The sequence below is a fragment of the Variovorax sp. J22R115 genome (assembly GCF_030317005.1).
GTDB lineage: Bacteria > Pseudomonadota > Gammaproteobacteria > Burkholderiales > Burkholderiaceae_C > Variovorax.
This window is the reverse complement of the sequence record NZ_JASZYM010000001.1, coordinates 490,654-507,053: the sequence shown is the minus strand read 5'-3', so window position 1 is coordinate 507,053 and position 16,400 is coordinate 490,654. Positions and strand designations below refer to the sequence as shown.

Annotated in this window: 17 protein-coding genes; 9 read left to right on the top strand and 8 right to left on the bottom strand. The window is 66.9% G+C overall.

Features of this window, described 5'->3' with window-relative positions:
* Nucleotide 1: 1 nt before the first annotated feature.
* From acs to QTI04_RS02185, 6 genes are all read right to left on the bottom strand, one after another.
* Entirely contained in the window at nucleotides 2-1,987 is a 1,986-nt protein-coding gene (acs, locus tag QTI04_RS02210) for an acetate--CoA ligase (protein ID WP_286614018.1), read from the bottom strand.
* 216 nt (nucleotides 1,988-2,203) lie between these two features.
* The gene (locus QTI04_RS02205) at nucleotides 2,204-2,950 is read right to left on the bottom strand and encodes a response regulator transcription factor (protein WP_286614017.1); all 747 of its coding nucleotides are present in this window, start codon (nucleotides 2,948-2,950) and stop codon (nucleotides 2,204-2,206) included.
* Complete coding sequence (locus tag QTI04_RS02200; RefSeq protein ID WP_286614016.1) at nucleotides 2,947-4,920, bottom strand: PAS-domain containing protein; 1,974 nt, start codon at nucleotides 4,918-4,920, stop codon at nucleotides 2,947-2,949. Before QTI04_RS02200 ends, QTI04_RS02205 begins: the two co-directional genes overlap by 4 nt.
* A 153-nt stretch (nucleotides 4,921-5,073) precedes the next feature.
* Nucleotides 5,074-5,973, bottom strand: coding sequence for an NAD(P)H-hydrate dehydratase (locus tag QTI04_RS02195; protein WP_286614015.1), 900 nt, complete (start codon nucleotides 5,971-5,973; stop codon nucleotides 5,074-5,076).
* Nucleotides 5,974-5,978: 5 nt separating this feature from the next.
* On the bottom strand, nucleotides 5,979-6,818 hold the full coding sequence (locus QTI04_RS02190) for a histidine phosphatase family protein (protein ID WP_336621867.1): 840 nt from the start codon (nucleotides 6,816-6,818) through the stop codon (nucleotides 5,979-5,981).
* 106 nt (nucleotides 6,819-6,924) lie between these two features.
* Entirely contained in the window at nucleotides 6,925-7,272 is a 348-nt protein-coding gene (locus QTI04_RS02185; protein WP_286614014.1) for a hypothetical protein, read from the bottom strand.
* A 267-nt stretch (nucleotides 7,273-7,539) separates the two neighbouring features.
* Here QTI04_RS02185 and QTI04_RS02180 point away from each other — a divergent pair, with 267 nt between their 5' ends.
* A complete protein-coding gene (locus tag QTI04_RS02180) occupies nucleotides 7,540-8,820 on the top strand; it encodes an ABC transporter substrate-binding protein (protein WP_286614013.1) in 1,281 nt (426 codons plus the stop codon).
* Between the two features lie 20 nt (nucleotides 8,821-8,840).
* On the opposite strand, the gene QTI04_RS02175 is transcribed toward QTI04_RS02180, so the two are convergent.
* Nucleotides 8,841-9,806 carry an ABC transporter substrate-binding protein gene (locus QTI04_RS02175; protein WP_286614012.1) on the bottom strand — a complete coding sequence of 322 codons (966 nt, stop codon included), beginning with the start codon at nucleotides 9,804-9,806 and terminating at the stop codon, nucleotides 8,841-8,843.
* Nucleotides 9,807-10,113: 307 nt separating this feature from the next.
* On the opposite strand from QTI04_RS02175, the gene QTI04_RS02170 reads away from it, so the two are divergent.
* The gene (locus QTI04_RS02170) at nucleotides 10,114-10,746 is read left to right on the top strand and encodes an ankyrin repeat domain-containing protein (protein WP_286614011.1); all 633 of its coding nucleotides are present in this window, start codon (nucleotides 10,114-10,116) and stop codon (nucleotides 10,744-10,746) included.
* Between the two features lie 173 nt (nucleotides 10,747-10,919).
* A complete protein-coding gene (locus QTI04_RS02165; RefSeq protein ID WP_286614010.1) occupies nucleotides 10,920-11,255 on the top strand; it encodes a hypothetical protein in 336 nt (111 codons plus the stop codon).
* 53 nt (nucleotides 11,256-11,308) lie between these two features.
* Here the strand turns inward: QTI04_RS02165 and QTI04_RS02160 are convergent, their stop codons facing one another.
* Complete coding sequence (locus tag QTI04_RS02160; protein WP_286614009.1) at nucleotides 11,309-11,812, bottom strand: PA2169 family four-helix-bundle protein; 504 nt, start codon at nucleotides 11,810-11,812, stop codon at nucleotides 11,309-11,311.
* Between the two features lie 410 nt (nucleotides 11,813-12,222).
* Here QTI04_RS02160 and QTI04_RS02155 point away from each other — a divergent pair, with 410 nt between their 5' ends.
* The 6 genes from QTI04_RS02155 (at nucleotide 12,223) to QTI04_RS02130 (ending at nucleotide 16,367) form a co-directional block, all read left to right on the top strand.
* Nucleotides 12,223-13,140, top strand: a complete 918-nt coding sequence (locus tag QTI04_RS02155) for a L,D-transpeptidase family protein (RefSeq protein ID WP_286604558.1) — start codon at nucleotides 12,223-12,225, stop codon at nucleotides 13,138-13,140.
* Between the two features lie 36 nt (nucleotides 13,141-13,176).
* Nucleotides 13,177-13,689 (top strand): M23 family metallopeptidase, encoded by a 513-nt coding sequence (locus QTI04_RS02150; RefSeq protein ID WP_286614008.1) that lies wholly within the window; start codon nucleotides 13,177-13,179, stop codon nucleotides 13,687-13,689.
* A 175-nt stretch (nucleotides 13,690-13,864) separates the two neighbouring features.
* Nucleotides 13,865-14,293 (top strand): VOC family protein, encoded by a 429-nt coding sequence (locus QTI04_RS02145; protein ID WP_286604562.1) that lies wholly within the window; start codon nucleotides 13,865-13,867, stop codon nucleotides 14,291-14,293.
* 115 nt (nucleotides 14,294-14,408) lie between these two features.
* The gene (locus QTI04_RS02140) at nucleotides 14,409-15,077 is read left to right on the top strand and encodes a glutathione S-transferase family protein (RefSeq protein ID WP_286604564.1); all 669 of its coding nucleotides are present in this window, start codon (nucleotides 14,409-14,411) and stop codon (nucleotides 15,075-15,077) included.
* A gap of 3 nt (nucleotides 15,078-15,080) precedes the next feature.
* A complete protein-coding gene (locus QTI04_RS02135; RefSeq protein WP_286614007.1) occupies nucleotides 15,081-15,671 on the top strand; it encodes a chemotaxis protein CheB in 591 nt (196 codons plus the stop codon).
* A gap of 153 nt (nucleotides 15,672-15,824) precedes the next feature.
* Nucleotides 15,825-16,367 (top strand): DUF4256 domain-containing protein, encoded by a 543-nt coding sequence (locus tag QTI04_RS02130; RefSeq protein ID WP_286604566.1) that lies wholly within the window; start codon nucleotides 15,825-15,827, stop codon nucleotides 16,365-16,367.
* Nucleotides 16,368-16,400 lie beyond the last annotated feature (33 nt).

The following is a 16,400-nucleotide window of genomic DNA, read 5'->3' as shown; positions in this document are numbered from 1 at the left end:
GTCAGTTCCTTTCCATGAGCTGCTCGAGGACGGCCGGGTTCTCCAGCGTCGAGATGTCCTGCGTGATCGCCTCGTCCTTCGCGATCGAGCGAAGCAGGCGTCGCATGATCTTGCCGCTGCGCGTCTTGGGCAGGTTGTCGCCGAAGCGGATGTCCTTCGGCTTGGCGATGGGGCCGATTTCCTTGGCCACCCAGTTGCGCAACTCCGTCGCGATCCTCCTGGCCTCGTCGCCCGTGGGACGCACGCCTTTCAGCACGACGAAGGCGCAGATCGTCTCGCCCGTCGTCTCGTCCGGACGACCCACCACGGCGGCCTCGGCCACCAGCGTCGTGCAGGACACCAGTGCCGATTCGATTTCCATCGTCCCCATGCGGTGGCCTGACACGTTGAGCACGTCGTCGATGCGGCCGGTGATCGTGAAATAACCGGTCTCGGCGTCGCGGATCGATCCGTCGCCCGCCAGGTAGTAGCCCTTGAGCTCCGGCGGAAAGTAGCTGACCTTGAAGCGCTCGGGATCGCCCCAGATGTTGCGGATCATGCCGGGCCAGGGTTTCTTCACCACCAGCAGCCCGCCTTGACCGTTGGGCACATCGTTGCCGGTCTCGTCGACGACCGCGGCCGCGATCCCGGGGAAAGGCAGCGTGCAGGAGCCGGGCACCAGCGGCGTCGCGCCGGGCAAGGGCGTGATCATGTGGCCGCCGGTCTCGGTCTGCCAAAAGGTGTCGACGATGGGGCAACGGCCGCCGCCCACGTGCTGGTGATACCACTCCCAGGCCGCAGGATTGATCGGCTCGCCCACCGACCCCAGGATGCGCAGGCTGCCCAGGTCGTAGCTCTTGGGATGCACCGCGTCATGGGCCTCGGCGGCCTTGATCAGCGAGCGGATCGCGGTGGGCGCGGTGTAGAACACGCTGACCTTGTGATCCTGGATCATCTTCCAGAAGCGGCCCGCATCCGGGTACGTGGGCACGCCTTCGAACACCACCTGCGTCGCGCCGACGGCGAGTGGACCGTAGGTGATGTAGGTGTGACCGGTGACCCAGCCAATGTCGGCGGTGCACCAGAACACATCCTCGTCCTTCAGGTCGAAGGTCCAGGTCGTGCTCACTGCTGCATGCACCAGGTAGCCGCCCGTCGAGTGCTGCACGCCCTTGGGCTTGCCAGTGGAGCCCGAGGTGTAGAGGAGGAACAGCGGGTGCTCGGCACCGACCCATTCGGGTTCGCAGGTGTCGGCCTGCCCTTGCGTTTCGTCATGCATCCAGCGGTCGCGGGAGGGCTCCCACGCGATCTTGCCGCCCGTACGCCGATAGACCATGACATCCTTCACCGACTCGCAACCGCCGAGCGCGATCGCCTCCTCGACGATGGCCTTGAGCGGCAGCTGCTTGCCGCCGCGCAGCTGCTCGTCGGCCGTGATCACCATCACCGCACCCGCTCCCGCGATGCGATCGCGAAGGCTTTGCGCCGAGAAGCCGCCGAACACCACCGAATGCGTCGCGCCGATTCGTGCGCAAGCCTGCATCGCGACCACGCCCTCGACGCTCATCGACATGTAGATGACGACGCGGTCACCCTTCTTGACGCCCCGCGCCTTCAGCGCATTGGCCAGGCGACAGGTGCGCGCCAGCAGGTCGCTGTAGGTGACGCGGCTGACCTGGCCGTCGTCGGCCTCGAAGAGGATGGCCACCTTGTCGCCGCGGCCACTCTCGACATGGCGGTCCAGGCAGTTGTAGGAGGCATTCAACGTGCCGTCCTCGAACCACTTGAAGAAAGGCGCGCCGCTTTCGTCGAGCGACTTCGTGAAAGGCTTCTTCCAGCTCACGAACTCGCGAGCCAGACGCGCCCAGTAGGCGCTGTGGTCTGTGTGGGCCTCTGCCACCAGCTTCTGGTAGGCCGGCATGCCCGATATGTGCGCGCCCTTCATGACAGCGTCCGGCACCGGGTAAATGATCGATTCTTCGCTCACTGATATCTCCTTTGCGTGCATGCCGACAGCCCTACCCTGCGCGCATCGTGTGTTCGAGTCTGTGCGGTAGCACACCAACAGCGGACAGCTGCGTCGGCACGTGTCGTCGGCTGCAGGGACATGCCTTGGGGATGGGGCGACACGATTCTCGATCGCCGCATCCGGCCGCAGGGGGGCATGCAAACATTCGTCACATTGCACGTCCTTCGTCGCGCAGAGCGAATCCCCGCCTGCGTTTCAGTCCCAGGTGACGGCGGCGGCGAACATGTAGCCCGCGCCATAGACGGTCTTGATGATGACCGGGTCGTGAGGGTCGACCTCGATCTTGCGACGCAGGCGCGAGATGCGCACGTCGATGCTGCGGTCGGTCGGCAGCAGGTCCCTCGCTCCGATCAATTGCTCGCGCGTGAGGATCTGATGCGGTCGCTCGATAAAGCAGCGCAGCACCTGCGTCTCGGCGGTGCCGAGCAGGTGTTCCTCGCCATCGGGCGCGCGCAGGATGTGGGCCTCGCAATCGATGCGCCAGCCCAGGAACGAGGCAAAGCGACGCTGCCGCCCGCTGGTCGCCCCTGACGGGGCCATGCGCCTGCGCAGGATGCTGCGCACCCGCGCCACCAACTCCCGCGACTCGAAGGGCTTGGTCACGTAGTCGTCGCCGCCGAGTTCGAGGCCCTTCACGCGATCGGCCGTGTGGCCGCGACCGGTGAGGATCAACACCCCGGCGCTGCAGTGCGCCGTGATGCGGCGCACCAGGTCGATGCCGTCCATGTCCGGAAGCCCGAGATCGACGATGCACAAGTCGGGCTTCTCGGTCTGCATGCGACGCAACACGGCGGCGCCGGTCGGAAAGCCCTGGGCGGTGAATCCGAATTCGGTGAGTGCGTTCAAGACGATCTTCGTGACGGCCGGATCGTCTTCGACCAGGAAGATCAGAGAGGGCGGCGCGCTCTCGTCCAACGACGCACGCGCCGGATGCGTGCTCATGAGCGCGCCTCCTCGATTGCCGACGCCAACCGGGCCGCCGTGAAGGGCTTGGTCAGCCATGGGACGCCCGGCACCATGCGGTCTGCGGCCACGTTGCCGCTCATCAGGACCACGGCGCGCGCCAGATGCAGCTCGCGTGCCGTTCGCGCGACCTCGCAGCCATCGACGCCGCCCGGCATGGACACATCCGACACCAGCAGCGCGATGTCGGGTGTCTGCCGCAGCAAGGCCAGCGCCCCCGCGCCGTCGCTGGCCTCGAGCACGGCATAGCCCAGGTCGAGCAGGTCACGACGAACGACCCGGCGCACCTGAGCGTCGTCGTCCACCAGCAGCGCCAGTCCGCGCTGGCCTGGCAACCCCGGCCCAGCGGCGGGCAAGGGCCGACTCTCGCCGGCGTGGCCCGCGGCCGCCGGCAGCCACAGCGAGATGGTCGTGCCACGATCCGGCGCGCTCCGCACGTCGATGGCGCCGCCCGACTGCTTGATGAAGCCGTAGACCATCGCCATGCCGAGCCCCGTGCCGCTGCCCGGTTGCTTGGTGGTGAAGAAGGGCTCGAACATGTGCGCCAACGTGTGCTCGTCCATGCCAGCGCCGTCATCCTGGACGTCGATGCGCACGCAGTCGCCGGGCGAGGTCTGCAGCATCGTGGCCGTATGGGGGTCGAGCACCGCGGGGCACGCGCGAAGGGTGATGCGCCCGTGCGACGCTATGGCATCACGCGCATTGAGGATCATGTTGATGAGCGCCTGCTCGAGCTGGCCGCCATCGATCCAGGCCTTGGGCCCCGGCGCACCGGCGCCGGCGATGCCGACCGCAAGCTCGATGCGCTCCGGCAAGGAGTGCCTGAGCAGGCTCTCGGCCGCGCGCAACACGGTCCCCACGTCGACCGCGCCGGCTTTGAGCGGCTGGCGGCGCGCGAAGCGCATCAATCCTTCCACCAGGCCCGCGCCGCGGCGCGCTGCATCGAGCGCCGGCTGGATGTATTCGGGCACGATCGGATCGTCGGGCTGCGCCGCCTTCAAGGCGGCGAGATTCCCGATCACGACCGTCAGGATGTTGTTGAAATCGTGCGCCAGGCCGCCGGTCAAGTGGCCCAACGCCTCGAGCTTCTGGGCGCGCGCGATCAGCTCCTGGGATCGCCTCTGCCCGGTGATGTCGAAGGTCAGTTCGAAGCAGCCGGCCACCGTCCCGTCGCCCGCACGCTCGGGGACGAGCGAGGTGCGCACCCAGCGCCGCTCGCCGGTGTGGATGACCAGTTCGTATTCGAAGTCCACCGATTCGCCGGCCACGGCCCGCCTCACATTCGGCTTGACCAGCGCATAGACCTCGTCGCCCAGAAAGGCGCGCGCACTGACGCCTTCCGGACGCGAAGTGTCGGTGCGAAACCAATCGTGGTAGCCACGGTTGAGATAGCGATAGACGCGCCGCCGGTCGAAGTAAGCCACCAACGCCGGAATCGAGTCCATCACCAGTCGCACGCGCTGCTCGCTGCTCACCAGTTCGGCGGTCCGTGCCGCGACACGATGCTCGAGATCGGCGTTCTGTTCGCGGATCGTGCGCTCGGCGCGACGCTGCGCGGTGACGTCGGAATAGAGCGTGACGAACCCGTGGCCCGGCAGCGGCTCCCCGCGGATGTGCAGCACGCGCCCGTCGGGACGGGTCCGCTCGATGTCGTGCGGCTCGAAAGTGCGCGCCGCAGCCACCCGCTCGGCCACCAGCGCCTCCGGCTCGCCCGCCCCGTATTCGCCGCGCCGTGCGTTGTAGCGTATGAACGTCTCGAACGGGGTGCCGACGTGCGCCATGCCCTCCGGAAAATCGAGCAGCCGCTCGTAGGCGCGATTCCATGCGACGAGCCGCAGGTCGGCATCGAAGATCGAAAGCCCCTGGTCGAGCAGGTCCAGCCCGGCCTGGAGGGTCTGATACCGCCCCAGCGGGGCTGCATTCGCGGCGGCAGCGGCGTCGTCTCTCAAAGCGTCTCCCACAGGCTCGCGTCAGGGGGTCGTTCCCACGCACTTTATAGCTTGGGGAGGGCTGAGCGAGCTTGATCGGGCGCAAGCATTCGATGGATGGCGCGTTGATCGCGAGCGATCGATGGTCGAGCGCTCAGGTCCGAGGCGGAGTTTTCAGTTCGCGCCCCGGCGCTTGCCGAGCGCGTGCAAGCGAGCGGGCAACTCGCCGGCCAACTCGCGCGCCAGGTACCCCAGAGGACCGTGCGAGCGCGACAGTGCCGCTCCGGCACTGGCGTGGGCCACGACACCCCAGGCGCACGCCGCCAGGGGCGGCAGTCCGCGCGCGGCCAAACCCCCCATCAACCCTGCCAGCGTGTCGCCGGAGCCAGACGTTGCCAGTCCGGCCGATCCACCATCGAACTGCCAGAGGCCGCCGTCCGGCGAAGCAATGATGGTGCGGCCCCCCTTCAGCGCCACGCACGCGTTCCAGCGGGTGGCGGCCTCGCGCGCCGCGCCGACCGGATCCTCGCAGACCGCCTCCTTGGTGCTTCCGCTCAGGTAGGCCATTTCTCCGGCATGCGGCGTCAGCACCGCCGGCTGGTCCACCGCACCGGTGCGCACCAGCGACATGGCCAACGCGTCCAGCACCACCGTCGCGTGGCCGAACAGCGGCATCAGCGCACGGACGAAGCCGACGACAGCGCGTTCCTGTTGCATGCCGGGTCCGACGACCAGGGCGCTGACGAGGTGCGCGGTCGCCGCAAGCGACTCGGTCCCGCGCACGAGCAGGCCACCACTGCGGGCCTGCGGAAGGCCGATCACGCGCGACTCGGGAATCGCGAACGCCAGCCCCGGCGCGATGGCTGCCGGTGCCGCGATCGTGAGTTTTCCGGCGCCCGCCCGCAGCGCGGCCACCGCGGCCAGCAGTGCCGCACCCGGCATCTCGTCGCTGCCCGCGACCACCAGCACATGGCCGCGAACCTCCTTGTCCGCGTCTTCGGGCGGTTTCGGCAACGGCCAGCGGGCCAGCACGGCGGGTGTCAGGCGCCCTGGACGAGAAGCTGCTCTTTCCATTGACGTCAAGGCTTGGCCGCCGCCGGCACGTCCGGTGCGGTGGTCACCGGCGTGGCCGCTTCGCGCAGCGGCGCGAGGAAATTGACGAGGTCCAGTTGCAGCACGTCGTCGTCCTCCTTGCCGCGCACAGCCCGGTAAGAGGTGATCGCGCAGTTGGGGACGTCGCCCTGCCGGTCGATCTCGAGGATCTGCTTCTCGTCGAGGTGCTCCAGCAGATAGCGCATGCAGTTCACGATCACCTGGTGCGCCACCACGAGCACGCGTCGCTGCGAATACTCCCGCGTGATCATCTCGATGAGGCTGCGCAGGCGCAGGATCACGTCACACCAACTCTCGCCGCCCGGTGGCCTGAAGTAGAACTTGCCCACGTGCGTGCGTTGCTCGTGCAGATCCGGATGCTTCTGCTGGATGCCGAATTTGGTGAGACGGTCGAGGATGCCGAATTCCTTCTCGCGCAGCCGCTCGTCCAGGCGCAGCGTCGCGGACGAACTGGCCCAGCGCGCGCGTTCGGCGACCAGCTGCGCGGTCTGGCGCGCGCGTTCGTACGGCGAGCAAAGAATCACCTCGGGTTGATCATTCGGTGCGAGGCTGGCGAACCAGTCCCCCACGGCGATGGATTGCTCGACGCCGAGTTCCGACAACGGCACATCGATGTCGCGCCAGGCCAGCTCGATGACGGCCAGGCCTCCGGACTCCGCGGCGTCGCGCGCCACGTTGCCTGCGCTCTGGCCGTGCCGCACGATCCACAGTTGTGCCGGCCAAGCGGTGCCCACGGGGCTGTCACTTCGCGCATCGGCTGCCTTCGGGTTCCGCGCCGCCACGACCGCGCTGTCTCTGTCCATCATCGCGCGCCTTTCCTGAGAGTCGTGCCATGTTGGCCGGCCATGCATCGGCTCCAGTCGGCCGTGTCCTCTCGTTCAGGTAGTCCGCTTCCTCATCCGTGCAGCGCAGTCAGGCGCAGCGTGCGTAGACCAGTGCCAGATAGTCGGAATGTTTGCGGATCGCTTCCAGTTGCTGGAGCGTCGTGCCCGTCACGCGATCGGAGGGGTCGAATTTCAGGCTGCCGTCGGGCAGCAGGATGAAATGCGTCGTGCCGTGGGGCACGCCGCGGCCGGTGCCCGCGTTGACAAACCCGCACCCGGCCCCGGTCGCCCGGTTGTACTTCACATTGGAAAAGGTCGCGGAAGTTGTCGGCAGTTTCCCCCGTACTTGCGCCTCCACTTTCCAGATCGGCCAGTAGAACCACCACGCGGCAAGACAGCCGACAAAAAGCGCGAGCCCGACCAGGATGGATGCCACTGCTCTCATGCGTTCGCTCCGTCTGCAGGAGCGTCCCATCATAGTGCACATGAGTACTTTGGTTTGTCGTTTTTTTCAGCACGCGGTCCGGCGCGCGAAGGCGGTGGCGGCGCGTCGCGATAGGGGCCTGAAGTGCGAAATTTCGCACGGAAACGCGGGCCTCCCTCGCTCCGCTAGGGATATGTACGGGTCCGTCTACTAAAGCGGACGATGACGATGCGCGGCGCCTTCCATTGCCCCCTCCAACAAAGACAGGTCCCGCCCGCAATGACAAAAACCAGATTCCTCCTCGCCGCCGCTTGGGCGCTCGCAACCGGCAGCGCCCTGGCGCAAGCGGCGCCCTCCAATCCCTCCGTCCAGGGCCCCGTCACGCCCACCGCCGCTGCGGCCGGCACGATCAAGATCGGGCTCATCGGCCCGCTGACCGGCCCGTCCTCCGACTTCGGGCTCCCGATGCTCAATGGGGTCAAGCTCGCCATCGACGAGATCAATTCGTTCGGCGGCTACCTGGGCCGTCCGCTCGAGCTCGTGATCAAGGACGACCAAGCCAATCCCGAGCTCGGCCTCAAGCTGTCACTGGAGCTCGTCAAGGAAAAGGTCATCGCGACGATCGGGTTCTGCAACACGGGCGTCGCGATGAAGTCGATCGAGGTCTTCCAGGCCAACCAACTGCCGCTGCTCGTGCCGTGCACGACCGGGACGCCGGTCACGACCAAGTTTGCGCCGGCGGACAGCTTCATCTTCCGCAATGCGCCGGCCGACGCGATCCAGGCACCGTTCATGGTGGACGAGATCGTGGCCCGCAAGTTGACGAAGGTGGCGGTCTTCGCAGACAACACGGGTTACGGCGAAGCCGGCCTGAAGGATGTGCAGAAGGCGCTCGAGCGGAGGAACCTGAAGCCCGTCTACGTGGGCCGCTTCGACCTTGGCGTCAAGGACGTGACGGAGCAGTTGAAGGAAGCTCGCAACGCCGGCGCGGACGTGCTGTTCATCTACACCATCGCACCCCAGAACGCCGTCGTGGCCAAGGGCCGTCATGCGCTCGGGTGGAAGGTGCCGCAGGTCGGCGCCTGGGCCCTCTCGTTTCCCCTGTTCATCGATGGCGCGAAGGAAGCCGCCGAAGGATCGTTGATGGCGTTGAGCTTCGTGGCCGAACCGACCAACGAGCGGCGCGCAACCTTCCTGGCCAGCTACGCGCGGAAGTTCAATGCCGCCAGGATTCCCGTCCCCATGGCGGCAGCCCAGGCCTACGACGCGACCTATCTGCTCGCGCACGCCGTGCTGAGCCTGCCGAGCGACAAGCTCAGCGGACCCCACATCAAGCAGGCGCTGGAGCAACCCAAGCGCGCGTACTACGGCGTCGTGACCACCTACGAAAAGCCTTTCCGCAACGACAGGGAAGCACTCTCGCAGAACATGCTGGTGGTCGGCACGGTGAAGAACGGCCTGGTGACCTTCGCCCATCCCGAAGACGCGATGCGCAACCACGTGGTCCAGCGCAAGCGGATTGCGGATGCCGATCGGAGCGCGAGAGGCAACGGGTCGTGAGGCGGCGAAGGACACCTGGCCTATGAAATGACGACATTCGCATAGCGCACCAGGGCTCGCGGGAAACGCACCCCGAGCGTCCTGGCTGTCTTGATGTTCAGGGCCAGAACGTACCGGGTGCTCTGTTCCACCGGCAGATCCGCGGGCCGCGCGCCGTCGAGGATCCTGGCGACGAAGGAGGCGGCCCGGCGAATGCCTTCGCCGCCGTCCGCGCCATAGGCCATGAAACCTCCGAGCCAGGCGAAACCGGCATAGCCCGCGACAGAAGGCAGCCTGTGCGCCAGAGACATCTCGGCCACCCGTCCCAGATGAACGCTGGTGCGCGGCTCCGTGAGGACCGTCAGTGCCGTCGCGCCGGCTCTCTTGCATTCGAGGAACGCGTCGTCAAGATCTGCCAATCCGTTCAAGTTCATCTCGACCAGCTGCACGCCCAGTTTCTGGGCCGCGGCCTGCGTGTTTCTCGCTTCGACCCGCGCTCGAGAGTCCGCAAAGTTGAACACCGCGATGCGCGTGGTGGCCGGAACCGCGTCGCGCAACAATGCCAATCGCTTACCGGCGTGCTCGGCCGTGGGCATGTAGATGCCGGTCAGATTGCCTCCCGGACGGGCCAGACTGTCGATCAGTCCGAATTCCACCGGGTCACCGAACACGACAAACACAACGGGGAGCGCGCCGGTCACGTGCCTGGCGGCCAGGGCGATCGGCGACCCCATGGCCACGAGGGCATCGACCCGCGTCGCGAGCAGGTCCTGCACGCTGCGCACCGGGTCGACGCCGTCGCCCACGTAGCGAGTCTCGACGGCCAGATTCCGGCCCTCGACCCAGCCGAGCTGGCGCAAGGTGTCGCGCAAGAGCACTTCCCTGGAGGTCGGCCCGAACGTGGTGGACGCCGCGCCCAGCCACAGGACGCCGATCCGCCGCGAAGCGGCCGCTTTCGTCCGCTGCGCCGATACCCCTCCGGGCGCGAACAAGGCAGGCAGTGCCAATACGCTGCGTCGTGTCAGACACCGGCCGGTCATCGGGCTACCTTCGCATTGGGCGACGCGTTTCACGGGCCGCTAGGTTGGCACGCTTCAGGCGGGGCGAAGCGTTCTCGATTGTTACTTCCCCTTGGGTTTGCAACCGCGGCAGCGATGCGCATGTTCGATGCGCAGGGGAACGACACGGCGCTCACGTCGGGGTCGTGCCCCAGTCCTGTCCTTCATACTGGGAGCCGAGCGTTCGCGTTCGCGTTCGCACTCGACCTCGGCCACGAGCCGAGATCCCGGCCGCGACCACAAAGAGGAGACCTGCATGCGTCAGCCGTCCAAGACGTCACTCTTCGCTGCGGCGAAGCGCTGGGATGCGGCTTCGGTCGCGGAGTCCTTGTCCAGGATGCCCCGGCTGGTCGATGCGACCGACGCCCGAGGCCGTACGGCGCTGCATCTGGCGTGTTCCGTGAAGCCCGGCAGCGCCCCACTCGGGGAGGCTCACGGGCTCCAGACAGTGTCCGCGCTGCTCGACGCTGGCGCCAACCTCGAGGGCGAGGTGCCCATGGACGAGGACGAAGGTGACTTTCGGGCGACGCCCCTCTGGTATGCCGTTGCGCGCGGCGAGAACGTGCCTCTGGTCACCTTCCTCGTGAAGCGTGGGGCGAATGCAAGCTACTCCCTATGGGCAGCGGTTTGGCGTGACGACGACGCGATGTGCCGAATCCTGCTCGGGGCGACACCCGAGCTCGACCTGCGAGCGCACGGCGAAACCCCTCTGTTCTATGCGGCCCGGCTGAAGCGGCTGAAGACGCTGGAACTCCTGATCGAGGCCGGGGCCAACGCCTCCATTGCCGACTCCAAAGGTCGGGACGCGGTCGACATCGCGCAGGCGCGACGCTTGCCGGAGCACCTCATCAGTCGCCTGGAGCGCCTGAGAAAGAAGCGCCTCGGCTAGGCAAGGCAAAGCGGTCAAGCCGCTCAAAGGGAAACGCCGACCCGGGGGCAACTTGCAACGTCACGCCAAGGCGCCGGGCGGGCGAGCGATGTGTCTTATGAGGTGGTCCGGCCGAGCCGATGGGTGCACCATGGCCCCACCGCTTTTCCAGATCTCCGTTTCCAGATCTCTCCATGCGACCGGTCCTCACGTTGCCCTCCCCGCCCCGCGCCATTGGATCGCTTCTTGCGGCTGCGGGTCTGTCCTTCGCGGGTGCTGCGCCCCCACTGACCGCGGAGCAGCCCAAGGTTTGTGACGAACTCGCCAACGTCAGCGTCGAGATGAACAGGGCGCGCAAGCAAGGAATTCCTCAAGCCCGGGTGGCGGCCGCTGCTGCGGCCGGGGCAACCGGTGCCGGGACTAGCAAGGCGATGGAAGAGATCGCCCAGGCCGTCTATGACATGCGCAACGACAATGACGAAACGGTCCGGGCGCGCGTGGCAGGTGAATGCAGAAGGACCCATCGCTAGGAGCGGCGCTGCAACACCAACGCGCGATCCCCGGCGTCGCTCACCGCCGCGCCTCAATCCTTCGCGCGAGCGGCGTTGCGCAGGTCGCGGATCTGGTCGTGGTTGCGCTGGGCGCCCGCAGCCTGCCGCTCCACCACGCTGCGTACGTCCGCAGGCAGGTTCTGCTTGAGCGCCTTGCGATAGCGCGCCACGGCCGTGTCCTCTCCGCGCTCGCAGGATTCGAGGATCGAGAGCTCGCTGTTCGCGCCGAGCGACCCCTTCACATGGACCCAACCACGATGGACCGCGCCGGCGGCGGTGCCGCCATCGGCCGGCTTGCCCCCATAGGACGTGATCAGTTGCAGCAATTCGCTCTCCGCCTGGCGACATCCCTCTGCTCGGCTCGCGAACAACTGCTTGGCGGCCGGCGATTCGACCTCTTCGGCGCAGGCCAGAAAGCCGTAGCCGCCGTCGCGCGTGTTCTCGAGCAGGTCGTTGAGGATGTCGACCACCTCGTCCTTGGTCAGGGGTTCGGCGTTGCGATCGCCCAGGTCGAGCATGTCTTTGTCGAGTGCCATGGTGAAAATCCTTTCAAGGGCCTTCCAGGAAGGCCGGTTTGAGAACCCGGCTTGTTTCCCCGGGACATGAGCCACCTTCGTCGCGATGACGGCTGCGAGCCGTCAGCGGCGGGACTGGCCGCGTGTAGGGATTGACGCGCATGACGCTGTCAGGCAGCGCAGCGCAACGCCTCGGTCTTGGATGCGTGCGCCAGCCGCCGAGGTCTTTTGTCTGCTTGCGACTACAGGCCTCGCCCGGTCACCCACCCTATGGTCCGACGGACTTCACTGCACTACCTGCCACCGCCATGATGAATTTTCCGCGCCGATCCTTCCTCCGCACCGCGGCCTGCTTCGTTGTCGGCGCTTCGGGCGCCTCGCCATGGCTCTCGCATGCCGCAACGCCAAGCGACCGGAAAGCGCCCGCCGGTGTGTCCGGGCCCGCCGCGCTCGACAGGCTCAATGCGGCCAGCGAAACGCCGGTGCTCGCGCAAGGCTCCCGCGGTGCCGCGGTCATGCGCGCGCAGATCCTGCTCGACCGCGCCTGGTTCTCTCCCGGCGAGATCGACGGGGGCTTCGGCGCCAACATGCGCCGCGTGGTGACGGCCTACCAGAAATCGAACGGCCTTGACGCGAGCGGCAAGGTCGATGCCGCGACGTGGGCCGCGCTCCAGGCCGACACGGCCCCGCTGTTCGCCGCCTACGCCATCACCGAGAAGGACGTGGCCGGGCCTTACGCGCCGACGCCGAAAGAAATGACCGATCGCGCCAAGCTCAAGTCGATGAGCTACGAGAACCTGCGCGAAGCGATCTCGGAGAGGCACCACATGTCGCCCAAGGCCCTGGCCGACCTGAATCGCGGCGCGAAATACCAGGCCGGCGACGAGATCGTGGTCGTCAACGTCACGGGCGCGGCGGATGCCGGCGTCGTCAAGGCCGCGAAGTCGATCGAGATCGACAAGAGCGAACACATGCTGTTCGTTCTCGATGGCTCAGGCAAGCCACTCGCGGGCTTCCCGATCAGCATCGGCGGGCCGCTCGACCCGCTGCCGCTCGGCACGATGAAGATCATCAACGAGGTCAAGGACCCGACCTTCACCTACAACCCGGCGATCCTCAAGAAAGTGCCCGCCGGCGCCACCAAGGTCGACGTCCCGGCGGGGCCGAACAACCCGATCGGCAATGTGTGGATGGGGCTGTCAAAGCCGCACTGGGGCATCCACGGCACGCCGGCGCCCGATCGCGTGGGGCATGACGAGACCAATGGCTGCATCCACCTGACCAACTGGGACGCGGCGCGCGTCTCCCAGCTGGCGAAGGCGGGCTTCGCCGTCGAGGTGAAGGCCTAAGGGAGGGCCGTGCGCCTGTCGCGACGACACCTGGGAATGGCTGCCGCATGCCTGGTCGCGCCACGCTGGGCGACGGCGCAGGTCGACATCGAGCACGCCGGGGCGGCGCTGCTCGCCGCGCGTGCGTTGCGGTTCCCGGTCGACGGCATCCGGCCCGAGACCGTGCGCGACACCTTCGACGACGGCCGCCCCGATCACCGCCACGAGGCGCTCGACATCATGGCCCCGCGCGGCACGCCGGTGCGCGCCGTGGACGACGGCAAGCTCGTCAAGCTGTTCGACAGCAAGCCGGGCGGGCTCACCGTCTATCAGTTCGACCCCGCGAGCCAGCTCGCCTACTACTACGCGCACCTCGACCGCTATGCCGAAGGCCTGCACGAGGGCATGCAGCTTCGGCGCGGCGACCTGATCGGCTACGTCGGCACGACCGGGAACGCTGCACCAAACGCGCCGCACCTGCACTTCGCGGTGTTCCTGCTCGGGCCGGAAAAACAGTGGTGGAAGGGCCAGGCGCTCAACCCGTACAACGCCTTGCGCGCGGCCCGATGACGCGATCCGCCGTGCTCGCCCTCGGTTGCGCCGAGCCGGCCCATGGTCCTACATCGCGTGTCTTGGCCAGCTCACACGCGCCGGCGTGGCCGCGCGCAAGCTGATCGCAAAAGCGTATGCGACGACACGACGACTGACGACATCGGCGGCGTCGCCCTATCGAAGGAGTTCATGCATGGAAACGCAAGAGTTGCATCGCGGGCGCTTGATCGATCACATCCAACTCGTGGTGCGCGATCTCGCCGCCAGCCAGGCGTTCTACGAGGCCGTGTTCGAGGTGCTGAAGGTCCCGGTGGGTGGCACCGGCGAGGGCTACTTCTGGGCGGATGAACTGTTTGTTTCGACGGCGGACAGCGAGGCCGCCCAGGGGCAACTCACCGGGCGCCACCATCTGGCGTTCCAGGCCCAGGACCCAGCGATGGTCGACGCGTTCCACAAGGCCGCGCTCGCGAATGGCGGTACCGACAATGGCCCCCCCGGCGAACGGCCCTACCACCCGGGTTACTACGCCGCCTTTGTGCTCGATCCCGACGGCAACAACATCGAGGCCGTGTTCCACGGCAAGGCCCAGCGCAGCGCCCCCTCGGTCAAGCTGACGTTCTGAAGCTGCGCGCGCGGGTGCACGCGATCGGCGAATCTCTTTACGGCGAGCACCTACAACCATCCGTCGCTTGGAAGCGTAGGCTGGCCCGGAGACAAGGAGGCCCTTGCGTTCGATCATGGCCCCGCTACCTTTCGTCCTCTACGGCGCGCCAGGCTCAGGTGCCACGCCCGTCCACGCGGCGCTGATATTGATCGGGGCGCCGGTCAAGGTCATGGATTTCGCGCCGTGGCAAGGCGACATCGAACGCACCAGGCTGGCTTCGGCCCGACCCATGCGGCAAGTGCCCATGCTGGTCCATCCTTCCGGCGAGATCATGGCGGAGAGCGCTGCGATGCTGATCTGGCTCGCGGATCGCTACCCTGACGCGGGGCTGGCACCCCGGTTCGACGACCCGGCGCGCGCGCCCTATCTGCGATGGATGAGCTTTGTTTCGTCGACCATCCACTCGCTGTACTGGATGCAAGACGACGCGTGCGGACGCGCCGGGACCGCGCAGGCGAAAGCCATCATGCTGGACCAGACCGCCGAGAAAATCGCGCAGCGTTGGCGCTTCATGGATGCGCAAGTGCCGCGTGGCGGTCGCTATTTGCTTGGAGAGAGCCTCACGGTGCTGGATCTCTACGTCACGGTGGTCTCCCGTTGGGAGCCGCGGCGCCTGCGCTTCTATCGCGAAGCCCCACGCATGGCGGAAGTGGTGAGGCGCGTGGACACCGAGCCTCGCCTGCTGGCGCACTGGTCAGCCCGCTACCCATTTGCCGCGGCTTGGGAAAGCGAAGGACCTTGAGGTATGCGAGATCTCGTCGTCATCGGTGGCTCGCTCGTCGGCCTGAAAACGCTCTGCAACCTCATCGACGAGTTGCCTTCGCCATTCCAAGCTCCCATCCTCGCTGTTGTGCATGCCTCACCCGGCGTTTCCGAATCGCCCGCCACGACGCTGGGGAACTGCACCGAGATGCCGGTGACTTACGGCGCCGAGGGGGACCTCCTCGTCGCGGGACACGTCTATCTGGCCCCGCCCGATCGACACCTCATCGTCACCTCGCCCGGGGTGCTCGGCGTCGCTGAAGGCGCAAGGTTGCGCCGCCCGCACCCGGCCGCGGATTGCCTGTTCGAGTCTGCTGCCCGCGTCTACGGGCCACGCGTGATCGGCGTTGTTCTGGGCGGAGGAGGCGACGACGGAACGGACGGATTGCGCGCCATCAATGCTGCGGGGGGAATCGGGGTGCTGCAGGAAGCCAAGGAAGCCGTCTTCTCGGACGCGCCGCCCGGTGCGTTGCGCACCCCGCGCGCCGACGATGCGCACTATCGCCTTCCACTCGAAGACATTGCCGGACTTCTGCGAAACCTGATCGACCACGCCGAGTTGCAGCCTGAGTGAATGCGGGGGAGTTCCGAATCGGGTCTTCCCTTCCGGCGCATCGCACCTGTTGCGTGGCGCCAGGTCGGGACCTGAACGCTGTAAGCTGCGTTCCCGAACAGGAGGTCCTGAACGAGGGCCTCGACCCGAAGGGCCCGCAAGCACGCGAACATGATGGCAGATCCACTCGAAATCCTCATCCATGCGTTGAAGTCGCGGTTCGAGCAGAACATGCACCGACACGCAGAAGCCGGCTGGGCCGATGTCTTGGGTCGCTTGCAAGACAGACCCGACAAGCTGACGTCGCTTCGTGAGATGGAGAGAACGGGAGGCGAACCCGATGTCATCGGCGCAGCGGACGATGAAGGCGCCTACCTGTTCTGCGATTGCGCCGCTGAAAGTCCGCAGGGACGCAGGAGCCTGTGCTACGACGCACAAGCCTTGAATTCCCGAAAGGAGAACAAGCCGGAGAGCAACGCCATCGACATGGCCACGGCGATGGGCGTCTCGCTGCTGACAGAGGCGCAATACCGCAAGCTTCAGCAGTACGGGGAGTTCGACATGAAGACGTCCAGCTGGGTGGCAACGCCCCCCGAGGTCAGAAAGCTCGGCGGGGCGCTGTTTTGCGACAGGCGCTACGGCCAGGTCTTCGTGTACCACAACGGGGCCCAGTCCTACTATGCCGCGCGGGGGTTCAGAGGCTCGCTCAGAGTCTGACGGTCGTGATGGTGGCGCGGGACATGCGGGCGC